The following is a 17,721-nucleotide window of genomic DNA, read 5'->3' on the forward strand; positions in this document are numbered from 1 at the left end:
TGTGACAAAACTATTTTGCGTCTCCTAGGGAGTGCCCACCTATGTCTGAAAATAGAGATGAGTATAATCGTGCCGGTTTGCTTGCGTTCGCCTTTTCAATGGCGTTTTGCTTTGCTTTCTTCTTCTACCTAGTTGCTATCAACAAAGGTGTCGATTTGGCTGAGAACGTAATCGATCCTAATGCTCCTGCAGCAGAGGGCGCGGCTCCAGTCTTTGATATCACTAAAGTTAAAGAACCTTGGGTGTCCTCTCCTGAGCTTGTGGCTTACGGCCAAAAAGTATTCATGACGAACTGTGCAATGTGCCACGGTAACGAAGGTAAAGGTGATGGTGCTGCGGGTGCGGGCTTGAATCCAAAACCTCGTAACCTTGTTGAAGGCAAATGGACTCAAGGTGAAGGCGCTATCTCCCACTTCAAAGTTCTTACTGTCGGTATCAAAGGAACTTCCATGGCTGCTTACGCTCACTTCAAGCCAGCAGATCGTTGGGCTCTAGTTCACTACATCGATTCTATCACTCAAAATAAATCTAAAGACGATCCTGCTAAAGTTGCTGAGTTCGCAAAAACTGCACAGTAATTAAAGGTTTATAAATGCTAACGAACGCACGTGTTTTTAAAATGAAAACAATGGGAATGCTGCTCTCTGCAAGCGTTCTCGTTTTGTTTTCAACCGCACGTGCTTACGATGGCAAGCCAGCTCCAAAGGTTGCAAGTGAAGCACCGAAAGAGTTGGAGGGCGTTGGTATCGACGAGAAACTAGGTGGCAAGATTGACCTGTCTTTAAAAGTGAAAGACGACAACGGTCAGGAAGTTACTCTAGGATCTTTCTTTGATGGCAAACACCCGGTGATTATTTCTCCGGTTTATTTTTCTTGTCCCGGTCTTTGTAACTTCCATTTAAATGGTCTTACGGACGCATTGAAATTGATGGATAAGAATTGGACAGTGGGGAAGAAGTACAAAATTCTTTCTATGAGTTTTGACTCAAAAGAAACTCCCGACTTGGCCGCGAAGAAAAAAGAGACTTACATCAAGCTTTATGAGCGTCCTGAAGCAGCATCGGGCTGGCACTTTGTGACGGCAGATGAGTCTGCGGTTCAGGCGATCACTCAGTCTTTAGGTTTTAAATTTAAATGGGATGAGACAGCGAAAGAATGGGCACATGCTTCTGCGGCCGTGATTATCACGCCTGACGGAACAATCTCTCGCTATCTGCCGGGGATTATGTTCAATCCTCAAGATATCAAGTTGGCTTTGAATGAAGCGACCGAAGGTAAAATCGGAAGCATCGTCGACAACTTAGTGCTCTATTGTTTTAAGTATGACCCACATCAGAGCAAGTACACTTTGGCGGCTTTCAATCTTATGAAAGTCGGCGGGGCCGTGATGGTTCTGGTGATGGTATTATGGTTATTGCCGTTTTATATTCGCTCTCGCAGATCGAAGAACAAGACGGCGGGGAGATAAAGGTACATGATGTGGTTTAATATTGCGAAGGCCCAATCCTTCATGCCAACGCAGGGGACCGAGATTGCAAAGCAGGTGGACAATCTGTACGGTTTCTTGCTGATTACAAGTTTCATCGCCTGCGTTCTTGTTATCGGTGGGATGATTTATTTCGTTTGGAAATACAGACGTAAAACTCCTAACGATAAAACAGCCTATATCTCTCACAACACCTTCTTGGAGTTCTTGTGGTCATTCATTCCACTTGTGATCTTCTTGGCGGTGTTTGTTTGGGGTTGGTACATTTATCACAACATGCGTTCGATGCCGAAAAATGCGTTAGAAATTAACGTATTAGGTAAGCAATGGGCTTGGGAAGTTGAATACAAAAACGGTTATAAAACTGTGAATGAAGTCGTTGTACCTATCGGTCAAGACGTCAAAATTCTTCTTACTTCTAGCGATGTGATCCACTCTTTCTTCGTACCTTCTTTCCGTATTAAACAAGATGCGGTTCCAGGTCGTTATACAGCTTTGTGGTTCCGCGCTGAAAAATTGGGTGACTTCCACATCTTCTGTACTGAGTACTGCGGTACTTCTCACTCTGCCATGATCGGTAAGTTGAAAGTTGTTTCTCGTGAAGATTTCGATCGTTACTTGGAACAAGGTCAGGAAGAAAGAAATCTTCCACTAGCAAAAAAAGGTGAAAAACTTTTCGCCGTTAAAGCTTGTGCCTCTTGCCACTCTGTAGATTCTCCTGCTGCTAAAGTGGGCCCTTCTTTGTTCCAAAAATTTGGTCATGAAGAAGAGATGGACAATGGCGAAAAGATCAAATTCGACGAAAACTATATTCGTGAATCTATCTTAGAGCCGAACAAGCACATCGTTAAAGGTTTCCCTAAAGGTGTTATGCCTACCTTCCAGGGTCAGTTGAATGAAAATGAACTCAGCGCACTTGTTGAGTACATCAAGGAATTGAAATAAGGAGCGCACCTATGGCTACAAAATCAGCTCATCACGGTGACAACTACATTAATTTTGAAAAAGGCCTATGGTCTTGGTTAACGACTGTTGACCATAAACGTATCGGTCTTATGTACATGATCTCTGTTATGTTCTTCTTCTTCGTGGGCGGGGTTATGGCCTTGCTTCTTCGTTTGGAACTTTTTGCTCCAAACGTGACGGCGAACGTAGGACAAGTTTTGAAAAACGGAGACGTTTACAACCAAGTCCTTACTTATCACGGCGCGATCATGGTCTTCATGGTTATCGTTCCTGGTATCCCGGCGATCTTGGGTAACTTCTTCTTGCCTCTTCACTTGGGTGCAAAGGACGTGGCTTTCCCGAAAATCAACTTGGCAAGCTGGTACTGCTTCATGGCGGGTGCGGCTTTGGCTGTTTTGACTTTCTTCTTTAATAAAATCGACACTGGTTGGACGTTCTATACTCCATACTCAATCAGAACTGGCACTGCGACAGTGATGATGGTTTTGGGTGCGTTCATCATGGGTATGTCTTCAGTTCTTACGGGTTTGAACTTCATCGTGACAGTGCATAAACTAAGAGCTCCTGGCATGACAATGCACAGAATGCCATTGTTTGTATGGGCTCTTTACTCAACAGCGATCCTGCAAATGTTGGCAACTCCAGTGCTTGCGATCACTTTGTTGTTGTTGGCAGCAGAAAAACTATTCGGTGTGGGTATCTTTGATCCGGCACTAGGTGGTGACCCGGTCTTGTTCCAACACTTCTTCTGGTTCTATTCGCATCCAGCGGTTTACATCATGATCATCCCAGCGATGGGTGTTGTGTCTGAATTGATCACAACGTTCTCTCGCAAAGTGATCTTCGGTTATACGGCGATTGCTTACTCTTCACTAGGTATCGCAGCGGTGTCCTTCTTCGTTTGGGGTCACCACATGTTCGTATCTGGTCAGTCTGAAACTGCGGGTATCATCTTCTCATTCTTGACGATGCTGGTTGGGGTTCCAACGGCGATCAAGATGTTCAACTGGGTTGCGACACTTTACAAAGGTTCCATCTCTTTTGATTCTCCGATGTTGTTCGCATTGGGCTTCTTGTTCTTGTTCGCTATCGGTGGTGTGACAGGTATCATGCTTGCGACTCTTCCAATCGACGTTCACTTCCACGATACTTATTTCGTAGTGGCGCATTTCCACTACGTGATGGTGGGTGGTACTTTGATGGCGTTGATGGGTGGTTTCTACTACTGGTTCCCAAAAATGTTCGGAAAGATGTTCAACGAAAACTTGGCTCGCCTTTCTTTCGTATTCATCTTCATCGGTTTCAACGTGACGTTCTTCCCTCAATTCATCTTGGGCGCGATGGGTATGCCACGTCGTTATTTCGATTACATCCCAGCGTATGAAACTTTAAACAAAGTTTCTACAGTAGGGTCTTGGTTGATCCTGACTGGTTTCTTGTTCGGTCTATACGCGATCGTTCAAGGTATCAGAAAAGGTCCAAAAGCTTCTATGAATCCTTGGAACTCAAAAACTTTGGAATGGCAGACGTCGTCTCCTCCTCCACACGATAACTTTGCAGTTGAACCAATTGTAACAGCGGGGCCTTATGAGTACAGATAGCACTACACACGGCGGAGTCCGTTCAGCTCACGTATCTCACCACTTTAAAACAGCGGAACAAGAATACGATAGCGGTAAGCAGGGTATTTGGTTGTTCATGGTAACTGAGATCCTGATGTTCGGGGCGATCTTGGTTGGTTACGCGATTTTCCACAATATCTATCCTGAGATGTTCGCCGAAGGTGCGAAAACTTTGGACTGGAGAATGGGATTCGTTAATACGCTGGTTCTGATCTTCTCTTCTTTCACAATGGCGATCTCGATCTCTTACGTGCAAAGAAATGAACAGAAGAAGGCGGCGATTGCTTTGGCAACGACGATCCTTTGCGGTGCGATCTTCATGTGTATCAAGTACTTCGAATACAGCCATAAGTTCCACTTGGGTCTTTACCCAGGCCGTTTCTTGGATGTAGCGAAAGTCGGTGCAGAACACGCAAACCTTGGTATGTACTTCGGTTTCTACTACTGCATGACAGGTCTTCACGGTCTTCACGTGTTGATCGGTATGGGCTTGATCGCTTGGTTGTTGATTCGTACGATTCGCGGCGATTTCCACTCTCAATACTGGATCCCAGTAGAAGGTGTTGGAATCTTCTGGCACATCGTCGACTTGATCTGGATCTTCTTGTTCCCTCTTCTATATTTGGTGGGGTAATTAAAAATGGCTAGCAACACTCAAAACGATCCAAATGTTTTGCATCCACACATCACGCCGATGTCCACTTACCTTAAAGTGGGCGGCGCTTTGTTTGGTTTGACTTTCTTGACCGTGATCGCGCATCAATTCAACGCTCAGCTTGGTGCTTTCGCAGCTTTCGTTGCGTTTGCTATCGCGGCGGTGAAAGCGGCTCTGGTTTTGTTGTACTTCATGCACTTGAAAGACGACACAAACATGAATCGCGCTATTTTCGCGTCTGGTTTCTTCTTCCTAGTAGTTCTTCTCCTCTTCAGCGTTGTTGATATCGCAACACGTGTGACTGAGGTAAGTCCTCTATAAGATCGTGCTAAGAACATTCGCCGATCTTACCAAATTTGGCATAGTCGTCTTCTCGGTTCTTGCGGGATTAGCCGGCTATGCCACTGGTTTTCAAATCGAACAAACATTTAGCTGGAAAGAGTTCTTAGAAACTCTGTTGGGCATTTACTTCCTGGCTTCCGGATCTTTGGCTTTAAACCAAGTTCAAGAGTGGAAACTGGATCAAAAGATGCCTCGCACATCCAAGCGTCCGATTGCGGCTGGAAAAATTAAACCAGCAGCAGCAGGGATTTTGGCAGTCAGTTTCTTAGTTGTTGGTTTGAATTTCTTGTTCACCCTTGAGCCTGTTGCAGGTTGGGTGGGCTTGGTTTGTGTTTTCTTATACAATGTCGCATACACCATGTACTGGAAGCGCCGCTGGGTTTATGCCGCAGTTCCAGGTGCCATTCCCGGAGCATTGCCGGTGACGATTGGTTATGCCGTCGCCAATCCTGACATCTTCAATCCCGAGTCACTGTATCTATTCTTGATTATGTTCTTGTGGCAGATGCCGCACTTCTGGGTTTTGGCGATTAAGTTCAAAGACGATTATGCGGCTGGAGGAGTTCCGACTTTGCCAGTGGCACTAGGGATGGAACGCACTCTTTTCCAAATCGGTCTTTATACTTTCGTTTATGTGGGTGTGGCTTTAGCGGCACCGATGTTCGTGCATGCCAGTTGGATGTTCGTTCTTTTGACGTTCCCGTTCTGCTTTAAGGTTCTGCAGGAATTCTATCGCTACTATAAATCAAACGGCACAGAGCGCTGGTTGGCTTTCTTTATGTGGCTGAATGTTTCGATGCTGGTCTTCATCGTGATTCCGGTGATCGATAAATGGAACTTCCTGTTCATTCATTCCAATTAAAGAAGTGCCTTCGCTAGAGGGCCTCATCCGTGACTTCTTTTGCCGCGTTGGATTTTAAGTCCCGACCTTGGTTCTTTAGTCACTTGTACCGTTGGGAACGCTTCAAATAGAGACACCTACAAAGACTTAAGCTGCGCGATAATAGTTAGCAAGAGCAGAACTACTATCAAAAAAGCTTTAGTAACTTTTAAGATCTTCCGAATAGTACGTAAGGTTTGGTTACGCATATCGGACTCCTTTGAAAGGTAACGGACAAAGGAGTCTAAAAAAGAGGATCTAGCGAAGGCGAGATCCTCTTTTGCATTTTTGAAGCCTATTTGTTTTTGAATTCGTCAGGCGTATCGATTTGTTTGAAGGGGTGAGCCTTTTCAAACGCGGGAAGTTTCTTGCAGTTTTCGTTGATCTTCATCAGTGTTGGGTACTTTGTGATGTCGACCTTGAAGCGTTGGCAAGTAAGTAGCTGTGGCACTAGGAACAAATCCGCCATGGTGATCGTGTCGCCGAAACTGTAAGTACCAGAAAATTCCTGCAAAGTTTTTTCTAAAGTCTCAAGTCCTTGAGGCAACCAGAATCCGGCCCATTCTTCCTTTTTGGTTTGATCGTAGCCGTGAGTTTTTTCTAGATAATTTAAGGTCTTTAGGTTGCACATAGGGTGCATAAAAGAATTGATCACTTCACAGACTTGGCGAACGCGGGCTTTTAGGTAAGCATCTTTGGGGAAGAGTGCGGGCTCTGGAAACACCTCATCCAGGTATTCCATGATCGCGAAGGACTCAGGAATGTTTTTTCCGCCGTGAACCAAGGTTGGTAGACCACCTAAAGGATTGATCTTTAAATACGCTTCGGATCTTTGTTCCGCCTTCAAAAGATTGATCGGTTTGTATTCGAAATCCAGGCCTTTCACATTCAAAGCCAGACGAACACGGTAAGAGGTGGAACTTCGAAAGTAGTTGTAAAGTGTCATTGAGGACATATACTTACTCCTAGTGAGATGGCTTATTTCATTCCCGATTTTTAGATCAGTCAAAGGACTTTTCGGTGCCTAATAGATTTATCTTTTCACTGCGTTTTTCCACAAAAGTTTTCTTGAAATTATGCATGCTGGCTTTAGCCATGATCGTTTTCATGACTTTGTTCCGCATGAATTTATATTTCCTCTCCGTTTTTCATGCGACGGCAGAGGTGCCTTTTACGGAAGTTCTTCAATCTTTCGTTGCGGGTTTAAGATTTGATCTTTTGATCTTTGGTTTTTTATTTATTCCACTTTATTTCTTCTTGTTAATTCAAGCCGTAACAGAGAAATGGCCACGTGGAATGTTCGTCTTTTACAAAAGCTATTTTACGGTCATTTGGTTTTTGATCTGCGTAATGAGCTTCATTGATTTCTTTTACTTTGCTCGCCATGGGCGCCGCATGCGTTTTGAAGAATACATGTCTTGGCATCCGCAAGTCTTTATCGAGCAAGCGCAAGGACTTCAACCGAATCAAACTTGGATCTTCATCGTAATTACGATTTTGTTATTTAGCTTAGGCTATATGCTGATTAAAAGTCTTAAATTTGGTGAGTGGAAGGATGAGTATTCTCCGCAAAGAGGTTCGACTTTGGAGGCATCTCTACGTATCTTGCTTCCACTAATCCTTATCGTTTTGGCCGCTCGCGGGACGGTGGAGCCTCATCATTTAGCTTTGGAGCACAGCGAAGTGTCCTCGAATACGGCTATAAATGAGATGGCGCTGAATGCTGTGTGGTGTTTTGATAAATAAATAAAGTTGTGGGAGGATTTTCCCACTTCGAAAAGAAGATTTTAGGAGGATTTAAGGATGAAAAAGTTAGCTCTTTCATTGATGATAGTTGTGGGATTGATGTCCTCTTCAGCGTTGGCCGACATCGATTACGGATTAGAAGTTGGTATTCGTAGCCAATCTGGCGATGTGGATTCAGGAGCGTCTACGAGCTCACAGATGGGATTCCAATTCGGAGCAACAGCGCACTTTCCGATTTCAGGTCCTTTGCACCTAAGAACGGGTCTGCTTTACACACAAAGGCCTTTGACGGTCGATGGTCCTCCAGAAAATAAAGTGACGATGAACTACTTAGATATCCCTGTAGCTCTTATGTACAAATTTGAAGAGTACGCAGGTGTGTTTGCCGGTGTTTCTTTGGGTATGAACTTGGATAAGAATGCTGACATTGGAAATGTGACTGGAGTTAAGTCTCCGCTGATTCCTCTTTTGATTGGCGCAAGCTTCAAGTTTGCTCCTGATTTTGGAATTGCATTGTATTATGAATCAGCAAGTGGCGAAGTGGCTGATGGTTTGAAAGATTATCGTGCTGTTGGTGCAAACTTGCAGATCACTTTTGACTAAGGATAAATCGTGAAACTGGGTTCTTTAAAATCAGCGCTAAGTAAAGATGGTGAACTGTGTGTTGTCAGCCGTGACTTAAAAACGGCCGTCAAAGCAACACATATTGCTCCAAATTTGCGAGAAGCGCTGGAGTCGTGGAAAGACAAAGAAGCTTCTTTGCAGAAGCTTTATACGGATTTGAATGAAGGGAAAGCCGCGAATGCTTTTCCTGTAAAGGAAAGCGATTTTCATTCAGCGCTTCCACGCACATGGCTTTTTGCTGACGGCTCTGCTTTTATCTATCACATCAAACTCGTTCGCATGGCTCGTAAAGCGGCTTTGCCTGAAACACTGGAAACAGTTCCTTTGATGTATCAAGGGGAGTGTGGTCAGTTCCTAGCGCCGACCGAAGATATTCCGCAGCGTGATTTCGCTCATGGAACTGACTTTGAAGGCGAAGTGGGTGTGGTTACAGATTTTGTTCCAATGGGCGTCACTCCGGATGAGGCTTTAAAGTACATCCGTCTGTTTGTTTTGATTAACGACGTGTCTTTACGCGGTTTGATTCCTGAAGAGCTCGCAGGCGGTTTTGGTTTCTTCCAAAGTAAGCCCGCTTCAGCGCTTTCTCCGTTTGCAGTGACAGCGGATGAGTTGGGTGAAGCCTATAAAGGCGGTCGGGTTCATTTGCCGTTGAACGTGACTTACAATGGTCAGTTTTTCGGAAAAGCGAATGCTGGTGCCATGCACTTCCATTTCGGTCAGTTGATTGCGCACGCCGCAAAGACACGCAATTTGGCGGCGGGAACCGTGATCGGTAGTGGAACTGTTTCAAACGATGATCACGCTAGTGGTTCAAGCTGCTTAGCTGAAAAGCGAATGATTGAACAAATTGAAAACGGCGCCATCAAGACGCCGTTTATGAAAGCAGGCGACACTATTGAAATGCAGATGTCGGATGCTCAAGGTCAAAGTATCTTCGGAAAAATTTCTCAAAGGGTGAAGGCTGTTTAAGCCTTCACTTATTTTACAGCCTCAATAACTCCACATGCGATGCGTGGACCTGAGTTTCCAGCGGGTTGAGATTTCAAATCATCTTTGTCTTTGTGAATGATGACAGATTTCCCAATGATGCTGTTAGGCCCTGGCTTTAATGTCAGTCCTTCTACCGTCATGGTCACATTGGCTTTACCTTTGTTGTTCGCCATCAAATTTCCTAAATCGCCTGCGTGACGATGCTTAGAATCTGCAGCGCCGTGATGCGCCTGAGTCGGATTAAAGTGGCCGCCAGCTGAAGAGAAATCACCTTTAGAACAATCACCTACTTCGTGAATATGAAATCCATGAGGGCCGGGCTTTAAACCTTCCGCCATCGTTTCGATTTTCAGGTTTCCATCTTCGGTAAAATGAATAATCCCTTTTACTTTTGAGTCGTGAGAAGCCTTGAGGACAGCTTGGGCTCTTGTTGGAGCCAAGACCGCGGCGTCTTGAGACGACGTTTGTTCTGAGGTCTTGGAAGTTGTTGAATCTGAAGTCTTTTTTTGAAACAAGCTACAGCCGGCAAATATCAAAGCAACGGGTGCTACGAGTAATATTTTTTTCATCGAGGTTCTCCTTTGCAAAGTTCTACAGGAGCATTTTTACCTGCGCAGATTAAAATGTCATTTATCTATTGGCGAAGTAAGTCAGAAGTCCGACAAAAGTGAAAGTCGTAAGGTAAATGAAAAGAACCACGCGTCCCACGCGAATTTTATTAGCTAGAAGGGCTCTTGTTGCGAGTGTGGTCATAAAGACCTCCCTTAATACGTTAATTATCTCACAAGCATAAAAGCCGTCTCCAATAGATATTTGCTAATGCAGGCATAGATAAAACCTCTAGATGTTTCAATACGAGAGTCTAGGTCCGATATAACCGAGGGCATCATCGAGTGACAGTGCTTAGTCCACCCAAGGAAGCTTAGACGATAGGAGTTTTTATGTTCTTCCTGATTCTGACTTCACTCATTTCGTCTTCTTATGCTCAAGAAAAAATTCAGATCAAAACCGTGACCCCCCAAGGTTTTGTAAAGTCTGTTGATCAGGTACGAATAGAATTCAAGCAACCTATGGTGCGCTTTGGAGAAATCAAACTTGATGCTCCGGCCCGCAGCGAATGCTTTAAGGATGGTCAGGGCCGATGGATCGATACCAAAAACTGGGTTTTCGATTTTAAAAAACCTCTTCCAGGTGGAAGCGCGTGCGCAATCGAAGTGGCAGGGCAAAGCTTTCAGTTCAATACCGGCGGTCCTCACGTGACAGAAATTTTTCCGCGCGTGTATCGGAATATCGATCCTCAGCAAAATTTCGTCGTGGTGTTAGATGCGCCCGTGAAAAAAGAAAGCGTTTCTTCCGGAGCGTACTTCGTTGTTGAAGGCCTGGGGGATCGCATTCCTGCTGAGATCGTTTCTGAAAGTGAAGCAAAAAAAATTAAAGCTTCTGCAGAAGACGAATACAAATATGAAAAAGACAGCTTTAAAGGTGAATTCATCGTGGTAAAGGCCCCACGCAGTTTTCCAGCTGGAGCAAAAGTCAGCTTTATCTGGGGTAAAGGTATTCAGTCACTGGCGGGATATTCGTCACCTGAAGAAGAGACATTTGAATTTACTGTGTCGGAGGCTTTTAAAGCTCAATTTTCTTGTGAAAGAGAAGCCCCAGGGAAACCATGTATTCCTCTTTTGGGTATGAGCGTGACATTCAACGCTTCGATTGCGGTGGCAGATGCTAAAAGAATTTATATTGAGACTAAAGAAAAGAAGAAAATATTCGCATCGAGTCTTGAAGGTACCGCAGAAAAAGAGCGCGTAGGATATTTAAATTTCAAAGGTCCGTTCCCACAAAACTCTCAATTTCAATTAGTGATTCCTGCGGATATCAAAGATGAAGATGGAAGATCGCTGACCAATAAGTCGCAGTTCCCTTTGACGATAAAAACTGGGGAAGATCCTTCGCTATTAAAATTTGCTTCCGATTTTGGAGTTATTGAAGCAGAACAAGCGATGTTGCCAGTGACGTTACGTCGTGTTGAAAAAGGTCTTCAGACAAAATTTTTAGGGTGGACAGGGCAGCTATCTGCACTCCAGTTCAAAGAGGTGATTGCAAACCTTAATAAAATTCAAAAGGAGCCCACGGGCGAAACCTCATTGGTTCTAGCAGGTAAAGCCGCCGTCGAAAAAATCCAAGTTCAGAAACCGCTGAAGGCCTCTGACATGGAAGTTGTTGGAATCCCGCTGAAGAAAAAAGGTTTTTATGTCATTGAAATGCAAAGTGCCCTTTTAGGCCAAAGCCTTTTGGACAGAAAGGCCCCCTTCTTCGTAAGAACGGCAGCCTTAGTAACTAATCTAGCGACACATATTAAACATTCAGGGGATGAGGCCTGGGTGTGGGTCACAGAGCTTAAAAATACTCAAGTTGTGCCTCAGACCACAGTGCGAATATTCGATATTTACGGTAATGTCGTGGCTGAAAGTAAAACAGATTCGAAGGGGCTTGCTTACTTCAAATTTAAAAAATCTTTTCCGACCAATCCGAAATACGATTCTTACTATAACGACGGTTTTTTTGCGGTCGCTGAAAAAGGCGATGACTTTGCTTTCACGCATTCATCTTGGGATCGAGGTATTGAGTCTTGGCGTTTTCAGCTTGGATATAACAGTTCTTCATCACCTTTGATCGCCCATGCCATCTTGGATCGCACCTTGTTTAAACCCGAAGAAACATTGTCCTCGAAAATCGTTATTAGAAAACCAAATCAGTCCGGTTTATCAATGCCGATGGAAAAAGAGTGGCCAACGACTTTGGTTCTTTCACATGATTCAGGTCTGCAATCTTTCAAGCTTCCTTTGAAATGGAATAAAAAGAACGGGACCGCCTTGGTAAAATGGAGCATTCCTGCGGCGGTAAAAATGGGCCGTTGGACAATGATAGCAGAAAAAGAGACACCGTTAATCTCAATGTCTATAGGTGAATTTTCTGTCGAGAGTTTTCGCGTGCCACTCTTACAGGTTCGTCTATCAAGCTCGCAGCCAAATTATGTTTTAGAATCACAGGTCCCTGTTCAGGTCAGTGGAACATATTTTTCCGGTGGTCCCGCTGCGGGTCTTCCCATGAAGATGCGTTGGAGTGTTGAGCCCGACACCTTCTTGCCGGCAGATGATGACTTCCAAGAATTTTCTTTCGCCAATGGCTCGGTTAAAGAAGGTCTTTTCCGTAGTGGAGAAGATGAAGGTGCACGGCATATTCCGCAAAGTGGCGTCATTGATTTTAAACTCAATCCGCAAGGAAGCACTGAAGTCCATGTTAAAAATTTGAAATATGGAGGCGGACCTCAACGCCTTCGTACTGAAGTGGAGTTTAAAGACCCCAACGGCGAAATTCAGACGGCCATTCGTTCTTTCGGGATGTGGCCATCGTCAGTGATTCTGGGGATTAAAGCGAAGTCGTGGTGGGCGGCCCCGAATCTCGTAGAGTTCGATGTTGTTGCATTGGATTTACAGCAAAGACCATTAAAAAAGCAGAAAGTCCAAGTCGACCTTTACACAAGTCAGTACTATTCACATCGAAAGCGCTTGGTGGGTGGATTTTACGCCTATGAAGATTTTAGAGAATTTAAAAAGATTGGCGAACTTTGTCGTGGTGAAACAAATGACAAAGGCATTTATAGCTGTGCAGGTAAAACCAAAGTCACGGGCTCGGTTTTAGCCGTTGTATCGACCAAAGATGCCAATGGCAAAGAAGCGCTGGCAAATGTAAATCAATGGATCGTGGCTCCAGGTGAAACTCAATGGTTTGGCTCAAACGACAACGATCGTGCAGATCTGATTCCATTTAAAAAGGCTTACGAGCCTGGTGAAACGGCTGAGTTTCAGTTGCGAACTCCATTCCCGACGGCGAAGGTTCTGGTAACCGTAGAACGTGACTCAGTTCTTTACTCTGAGGTTGTGGAGGTTAAAGGCGAAAACCCAGTGATTCGTCTTCCTATAAAAAAGGATTACGCACCCAATGTGGTGGTTTCTGCTTTTGCCATTCGTGGACGTTTGAATGATCCCAAACCCACGGCGCTAGTTGATTTAGGAAAGCCGGCGTTCAAGTTAGGGATGACTAATATCAAAGTAGGCTGGAAGGATTATTCTTTAAAAGTCGATGTTACTACGGATCGCAAATCCTATAAGGCCCGCGATAAAGCCCAAGTGCGTGTCCAGGTAAAAGACGCCAATGGAAAACCTGCAGCGCAAGGCGAAGTGGCTTTAGTTGCCGTGGATGAAGGTCTGCTTGAACTTCGCGACAATAATTCTTGGGACTTATTGAAAGCGATGATGAAGATGCGTGCTCATACTTTGCAAACAGCCACATCTCAAACTTTTGTGATCGGCAAACGTCATTTCGGTTTGAAGGCATTGCCTATCGGCGGTGACGGCGGCGGAGCTTTAAGACGAGAGCTCTTCGATACACTTCTTTATTGGAATCCGTCCATCACTCTAAATGCTCAAGGTGAAGCGAAGGTGGAGGTTCCTCTTAATGATTCAACGACTAGCTTTAGGATCGTGGCCATCGCATTACAAGGCCAAGATCAATTTGGAACGGGCTTTACGTCCATTCAATCTTCTCAAGATCTTATCATCATGCCGGGCTTGTCGACAGTGGTCCGTGAAGGCGATCAATTCTTAGCGGGGTTCACTGTGAGAAATGCCTCGGCCCAAACTCAAGATTTGCAGTTAAGCTTAAAAGTTCTTCCGCTAACAGAGTCATTTTCGTCCCAGAAATTGAAACTGGCGGCAGGTGAATCGAAAGAAGTGCAGTGGAAAATAAAAGTTCCTTCGATTGGAACTCTAGAGTACGTGATGACGGCACGGAATACTCAAGGTAAGGTTTTAGACGAAGTTAAAAAGATACAAAAAATTCTTAGTTTGCGTGAGCCAAGAATTTACCAAAGTGAGTGGGGTGCTTGGCCGGAATTTACAAAACTTTCCTTGAAGCAGCCTGCGGATGCGGAACTTGAAAAAAGTTCGATTGTCATCGAGACAAGCGCAACTCTGGACGGTTCTTTCGAAGGTATTAAGGATTTCTGGAAAAACTATGACTATAATTGCTTAGAGCAGCAGATTTCTCGCGCGGTTTCGACGAACGACAAAAAGCTGTGGGCAAAGTTATCTTCTCAACTGCCGACTTATCTATCAGAGGAAGGTCTTTTAAAATACTTCCCAACGTCGCACGCTCGCGGAAGCGTGATTCTGACGTCATACGTATTAAACATCGCACACGAATCAGGATTCAGCTTGGGAGAAGAGACTGAAGGCCGCCTTTTAGATGCGTTGTCTGCCTATGCGGAAGGACGTCTGAAAGAGGATGAAGGTTTCAGCCGCAGTGATGAGACTTTGAAGAAGATTTCAGCTTTTGAATCTTTATCCCGTTATCGTCGATTGAATTTGGATCTTTTAACGAGCATTGATTATCAACCCAATCAATGGCCGCTTTATACTATGGTCGAATGGTATCAGATTCACTTGTGGGAAAAAGACATTCCTCAACGAGATAAGAAAATTTCGGATTTAGAAAATCTTTTACGCAGTCGTTTCAGCTTTTCAGCGAAAAGGCTTCAATTGAAAGAAGAAAATCGTGAATCTATGTCTTGGTTGATGCGGGATTCAGAAAGCTCGATCCTGCGCTTGATCCTTGCCACTTTAACTTCCGAAAAATGGAAAAGTGATACCCCTCGCCTTTATCAAGGTGTTTTGGCCCGCCAAACCCATGGTGCTTGGATGCTAACCACAGACAATGCTTGGGGAAGTTTAGTCATGCGCAAAATTCAAGCGGCTTACTCAAAAGAAAAAGTTCAGGGGGTTTTCGAAGCAGAATTAGAAGGTAAGAAAACTTCTTATGATTGGAATAAAGGAAGTGCCGGCGTCTTGGTTCTTCCCTGGAATAAAAAAGAATCCGAGGTTCAGTGGCAGCAAAAAGGTGAGGGCAAGCCCTGGATTACGGTTTCTGCCAAAGTTTCAACCCCGGTCACGAAACCTCTTTTTGCAGGATTTAATGTGGAAAAAACTGTGACACCTGTGGAACAAAAGAAAAAAGGTGTATGGAGCGTCGGGGACGTAGCAAAGATCCAGCTTAAAGTAAAAGCCTCGGCACCACAAACTTGGGTGGTTATTGAAGATCCCATCCCAGCAAGCAGCAGTCTTTTGCAAAGTTCTTGGGCTACAGCCGTTGAAAGAAAAGAAGAGCTGGTGCGATTCTATCAAGCATGGTTTAACGGTGAAGAGAACTTAGAATACACAATTCGTTTTAACCAGGCAGGCACGTATAAGCTTCCTGCAAGCCGAGTTGAAGCGATGTACAGTCCTGATATCTTTGCCGAGCTTCCAGAAAGCCAGTGGGTGGTTCAAGAGTGACGAAAAAGTTTTTAACCGCAGGGGCTCTTTCAACAGCTTTGCTCACTTTGGGAAGTGGAATCTATTTTTATAATTCTCTTCCCGTATTGCGTTCGTACGATCAGGTTAAAACGCAATATCAAAGCTCGGATTTGTACATTCTTAGCCATGAGGGAAAACTTTTACATCAGTGGCGTAAAAACAAAGACAATCGAAGTTTTCAGTGGACGGCACTGGCCGATGTTTCGCCGGTTTTAACTTCCGAAATTTTGAAATCGGAAGACCGATTTTTCCATGAACACTCAGGGGTTTCATTCTCGTCACTGATGGCAAGTGTGTATCAAAGATTATTTAAGGGTTCTTCCCGCGGAGGAAGCACAATCACCATGCAGCTTTTAAAGCTGATCACTCCAGAGCGCGTGAAGTATTCGGGAATGACAGGCAAGCTTCGGCAAATAATAGCGGCCTACCAACTGGAACGATTCTGGTCCAAAAAAGAAATACTCGAAGCTTACCTTAATCTGATTCCTCTTCGTGGTGAATACCGGGGTGTCGCTGCGTCTTCGTGGTCTTTGTTCGACAAATCACCTACTGGATTGACTCTGAAAGAAGCGGTCGCGTTGGCCGTGTTAGTCCGGGCACCCAATGCCAGCGTGAAAGATTGGAAAAATCGCGCCTGCTGGCAAGAGCCCTCATTGTGTTCTGAGTTTCCCGGCTTTATTGCGGAGCTTTCGAAAAAAACTTTAGAGCCATCACAGCAAAATTTGGCTTTGCACTTAGCGCAAAGATTGAGTCCACGCTTTACTAGTGGCGAAGTTAAATCCACCGTCCACCTTGATGTTCAAACCTACACTCAAGAAGTGGTCAAGTCGCAGATTCTGAATTTACAAGAACAGAACGTGAATGATGCCGCCGTTCTGGTGATCGAAAATGCCACCGGTAATGTTTGGGCTTACGTAGGTGGAAGTGGCATTTCAGATAAGAGATATGTCGACGGTGTTCGTGCCTATCGTCAGGCAGGATCTACATTGAAACCTTTCCTTTATGCCACGGCCTTTGAAAATAATATTTTAACGCCCCATTCATGGATCGAGGATTCAGCGGTCGACATCGTTTTTGAGAGAGGCATTTATAAACCGCAAAATCATGATAAGCAGTTCTATGGCTGGGTGCAGGTTAAAACAGCGTTGGCCTCTTCTTTAAATGTTCCGGCGGTGAAAGTTTTCAAACTTCTGAATGACGAAAGCTTTTGGACTCGTCTTCAATCTTTGGGATTTAAAAATCTCAAAGAGCCTGAACACTATGGACCTGCGTTGGCATTAGGTGTCGCCGACGTGACACTCGAAGATCTGACGCAAGCGTACCGGACTTTGGCCAACAACGGCATATACACTGATTTGCGCTTTACCTCTAATGATCCCGAACCGGAAGCAAGACAGGTTTTTAAAACAAAAACAGCTCAGGAAGTGTCTTTCATTTTGGCGCAGAATGAAAACCGCGCCTTGGGATTCGGATTAGATTCTGCGCTTTCAACTCAAAGGGCTTCGGTTAAGACGGGAACAAGTAAAGACATGCGAGATAATTGGTGCATCGGATATAATTCTCGTTTCACGGTCGGTGTTTGGGTCGGAAACTTTTCAGGTGAACCCATGTGGAATGTGATGGGAGTTACCGGGGCCGCACCGATTTGGAAAAAAGTGATAGCGTTTTTAGAGACAAACTATCCGTCGCCAAAAATTTCTGAAGGCTCTGTTTTGGCAAGCACTACGGCGATCGCACCTGAAAAATATCCTCAAGCTCGCATTGTATATCCTCAAGATGGGATGATTATGGCCTTAGACCCGGCAATTCCGATAACTCATCAGAAAATGCCCTTATTGGCAGAGGGGTCACATCCCGAAAGATTGCAGTGGAGAATCAACGGCAAAAAGGTCACTGGAAGTAAGTCAGTATTGTGGACGCCCGAAGCCGGACGTCACACTTTTGAACTTTATCAAAACCAGAAGCTTGCGCAAAAAGTGCAAGTTCTAGTGAAGTAA

Annotated in this window: 15 protein-coding genes; 12 read left to right on the forward strand and 3 right to left on the reverse strand. The window is 44.6% G+C overall.

Going from position 1 to position 17,721, the window contains the following annotated elements; translation table 11 throughout:
* The first annotated feature begins 41 nt into the window (after positions 1-41).
* The 7 genes from ACLWBD_RS01295 to ACLWBD_RS01325 are packed head-to-tail and all read left to right on the forward strand — an operon-like array spanning position 42 to position 5,933.
* Positions 42-578, forward strand: coding sequence for a c-type cytochrome (locus ACLWBD_RS01295; RefSeq protein WP_413569261.1), 537 nt, complete (start codon positions 42-44; stop codon positions 576-578).
* A gap of 50 nt (positions 579-628) precedes the next feature.
* Positions 629-1,468, forward strand: a complete 840-nt coding sequence (locus tag ACLWBD_RS01300; protein WP_413569262.1) for an SCO family protein — start codon at positions 629-631, stop codon at positions 1,466-1,468.
* Between the two features lie 6 nt (positions 1,469-1,474).
* Complete coding sequence (coxB, locus tag ACLWBD_RS01305; RefSeq protein WP_413569263.1) at positions 1,475-2,431, forward strand: cytochrome c oxidase subunit II; 957 nt, start codon at positions 1,475-1,477, stop codon at positions 2,429-2,431.
* A gap of 11 nt (positions 2,432-2,442) precedes the next feature.
* Entirely contained in the window at positions 2,443-4,053 is a 1,611-nt protein-coding gene (gene ctaD, locus ACLWBD_RS01310) for a cytochrome c oxidase subunit I (protein ID WP_413569264.1), read from the forward strand.
* Entirely contained in the window at positions 4,040-4,708 is a 669-nt protein-coding gene (locus tag ACLWBD_RS01315; RefSeq protein ID WP_063206094.1) for a cytochrome c oxidase subunit 3 family protein, read from the forward strand. The genes ctaD and ACLWBD_RS01315 overlap by 14 nt, the downstream gene beginning before the upstream one ends.
* Before the next feature lie 6 nt (positions 4,709-4,714).
* Entirely contained in the window at positions 4,715-5,050 is a 336-nt protein-coding gene (locus tag ACLWBD_RS01320; RefSeq protein WP_063206095.1) for a cytochrome C oxidase subunit IV family protein, read from the forward strand.
* Between the two features lie 4 nt (positions 5,051-5,054).
* The gene (locus ACLWBD_RS01325; protein ID WP_413569265.1) at positions 5,055-5,933 is read left to right on the forward strand and encodes a protoheme IX farnesyltransferase; all 879 of its coding nucleotides are present in this window, start codon (positions 5,055-5,057) and stop codon (positions 5,931-5,933) included.
* Positions 5,934-6,246: 313 nt separating this feature from the next.
* Here ACLWBD_RS01325 and maiA read toward each other — a convergent pair whose 3' ends face one another.
* Entirely contained in the window at positions 6,247-6,906 is a 660-nt protein-coding gene (gene maiA, locus ACLWBD_RS01330) for a maleylacetoacetate isomerase (protein ID WP_413569266.1), read from the reverse strand.
* Between the two features lie 113 nt (positions 6,907-7,019).
* On the opposite strand from maiA, the gene ACLWBD_RS01335 reads away from it, so the two are divergent.
* From ACLWBD_RS01335 to ACLWBD_RS01345, 3 genes are read left to right on the forward strand one after another with little or no spacing between them, the layout of a single operon-like run.
* A complete protein-coding gene (locus ACLWBD_RS01335; protein ID WP_413569267.1) occupies positions 7,020-7,697 on the forward strand; it encodes a hypothetical protein in 678 nt (225 codons plus the stop codon).
* Positions 7,698-7,754: 57 nt separating this feature from the next.
* A complete protein-coding gene (locus tag ACLWBD_RS01340) occupies positions 7,755-8,300 on the forward strand; it encodes an outer membrane beta-barrel protein (RefSeq protein WP_413569268.1) in 546 nt (181 codons plus the stop codon).
* 9 nt (positions 8,301-8,309) lie between these two features.
* Positions 8,310-9,290 (forward strand): fumarylacetoacetate hydrolase family protein, encoded by a 981-nt coding sequence (locus ACLWBD_RS01345; RefSeq protein WP_413569269.1) that lies wholly within the window; start codon positions 8,310-8,312, stop codon positions 9,288-9,290.
* 8 nt (positions 9,291-9,298) lie between these two features.
* On the opposite strand, the gene ACLWBD_RS01350 is transcribed toward ACLWBD_RS01345, so the two are convergent.
* On the reverse strand, positions 9,299-9,880 hold the full coding sequence (locus ACLWBD_RS01350) for a superoxide dismutase family protein (protein WP_063206101.1): 582 nt from the start codon (positions 9,878-9,880) through the stop codon (positions 9,299-9,301).
* Positions 9,881-9,941: 61 nt separating this feature from the next.
* Entirely contained in the window at positions 9,942-10,064 is a 123-nt protein-coding gene (locus ACLWBD_RS01355; protein ID WP_301335613.1) for a hypothetical protein, read from the reverse strand.
* Between the two features lie 188 nt (positions 10,065-10,252).
* Between ACLWBD_RS01355 and ACLWBD_RS01360 the strand changes: the two genes are divergently transcribed.
* Positions 10,253-15,703 carry an alpha-2-macroglobulin family protein gene (locus tag ACLWBD_RS01360; protein WP_413569270.1) on the forward strand — a complete coding sequence of 1,817 codons (5,451 nt, stop codon included), beginning with the start codon at positions 10,253-10,255 and terminating at the stop codon, positions 15,701-15,703.
* Complete coding sequence (gene pbpC / locus ACLWBD_RS01365; RefSeq protein ID WP_413569271.1) at positions 15,700-17,721, forward strand: penicillin-binding protein 1C; 2,022 nt, start codon at positions 15,700-15,702, stop codon at positions 17,719-17,721. Before ACLWBD_RS01360 ends, pbpC begins: the two co-directional genes overlap by 4 nt.

The organism is Bdellovibrio sp. HCB117 (assembly GCF_047305915.1).
GTDB lineage: Bacteria > Bdellovibrionota > Bdellovibrionia > Bdellovibrionales > Bdellovibrionaceae > Bdellovibrio > Bdellovibrio bacteriovorus_B.

Excerpts from the sequence above, each read along its gene's own strand:
- ACLWBD_RS01295 (WP_413569261.1), top strand. The coding sequence starts at position 42 with ATGTCTGAAAATAGAGATGAGTATAATCGTGCCGGTTTGCTTGCGTTC.
- ACLWBD_RS01300 (WP_413569262.1), top strand. The coding sequence starts at position 629 with ATGGGAATGCTGCTCTCTGCAAGCGTTCTCGTTTTGTTTTCAACCGCA.
- coxB (WP_413569263.1), top strand. The coding sequence starts at position 1,475 with ATGATGTGGTTTAATATTGCGAAGGCCCAATCCTTCATGCCAACGCAG.
- ctaD (WP_413569264.1), top strand. The coding sequence starts at position 2,443 with ATGGCTACAAAATCAGCTCATCACGGTGACAACTACATTAATTTTGAA.
- ACLWBD_RS01315 (WP_063206094.1), top strand. The coding sequence starts at position 4,040 with ATGAGTACAGATAGCACTACACACGGCGGAGTCCGTTCAGCTCACGTA.
- ACLWBD_RS01320 (WP_063206095.1), top strand. The coding sequence starts at position 4,715 with ATGGCTAGCAACACTCAAAACGATCCAAATGTTTTGCATCCACACATC.
- maiA (WP_413569266.1), bottom strand. The coding sequence starts at position 6,906 with ATGTCCTCAATGACACTTTACAACTACTTTCGAAGTTCCACCTCTTAC.
- ACLWBD_RS01340 (WP_413569268.1), top strand. The coding sequence starts at position 7,755 with ATGAAAAAGTTAGCTCTTTCATTGATGATAGTTGTGGGATTGATGTCC.
- ACLWBD_RS01350 (WP_063206101.1), bottom strand. The coding sequence starts at position 9,880 with ATGAAAAAAATATTACTCGTAGCACCCGTTGCTTTGATATTTGCCGGC.
- ACLWBD_RS01355 (WP_301335613.1), bottom strand. The coding sequence starts at position 10,064 with ATGACCACACTCGCAACAAGAGCCCTTCTAGCTAATAAAATTCGCGTG.
- ACLWBD_RS01360 (WP_413569270.1), top strand. The coding sequence starts at position 10,253 with ATGTTCTTCCTGATTCTGACTTCACTCATTTCGTCTTCTTATGCTCAA.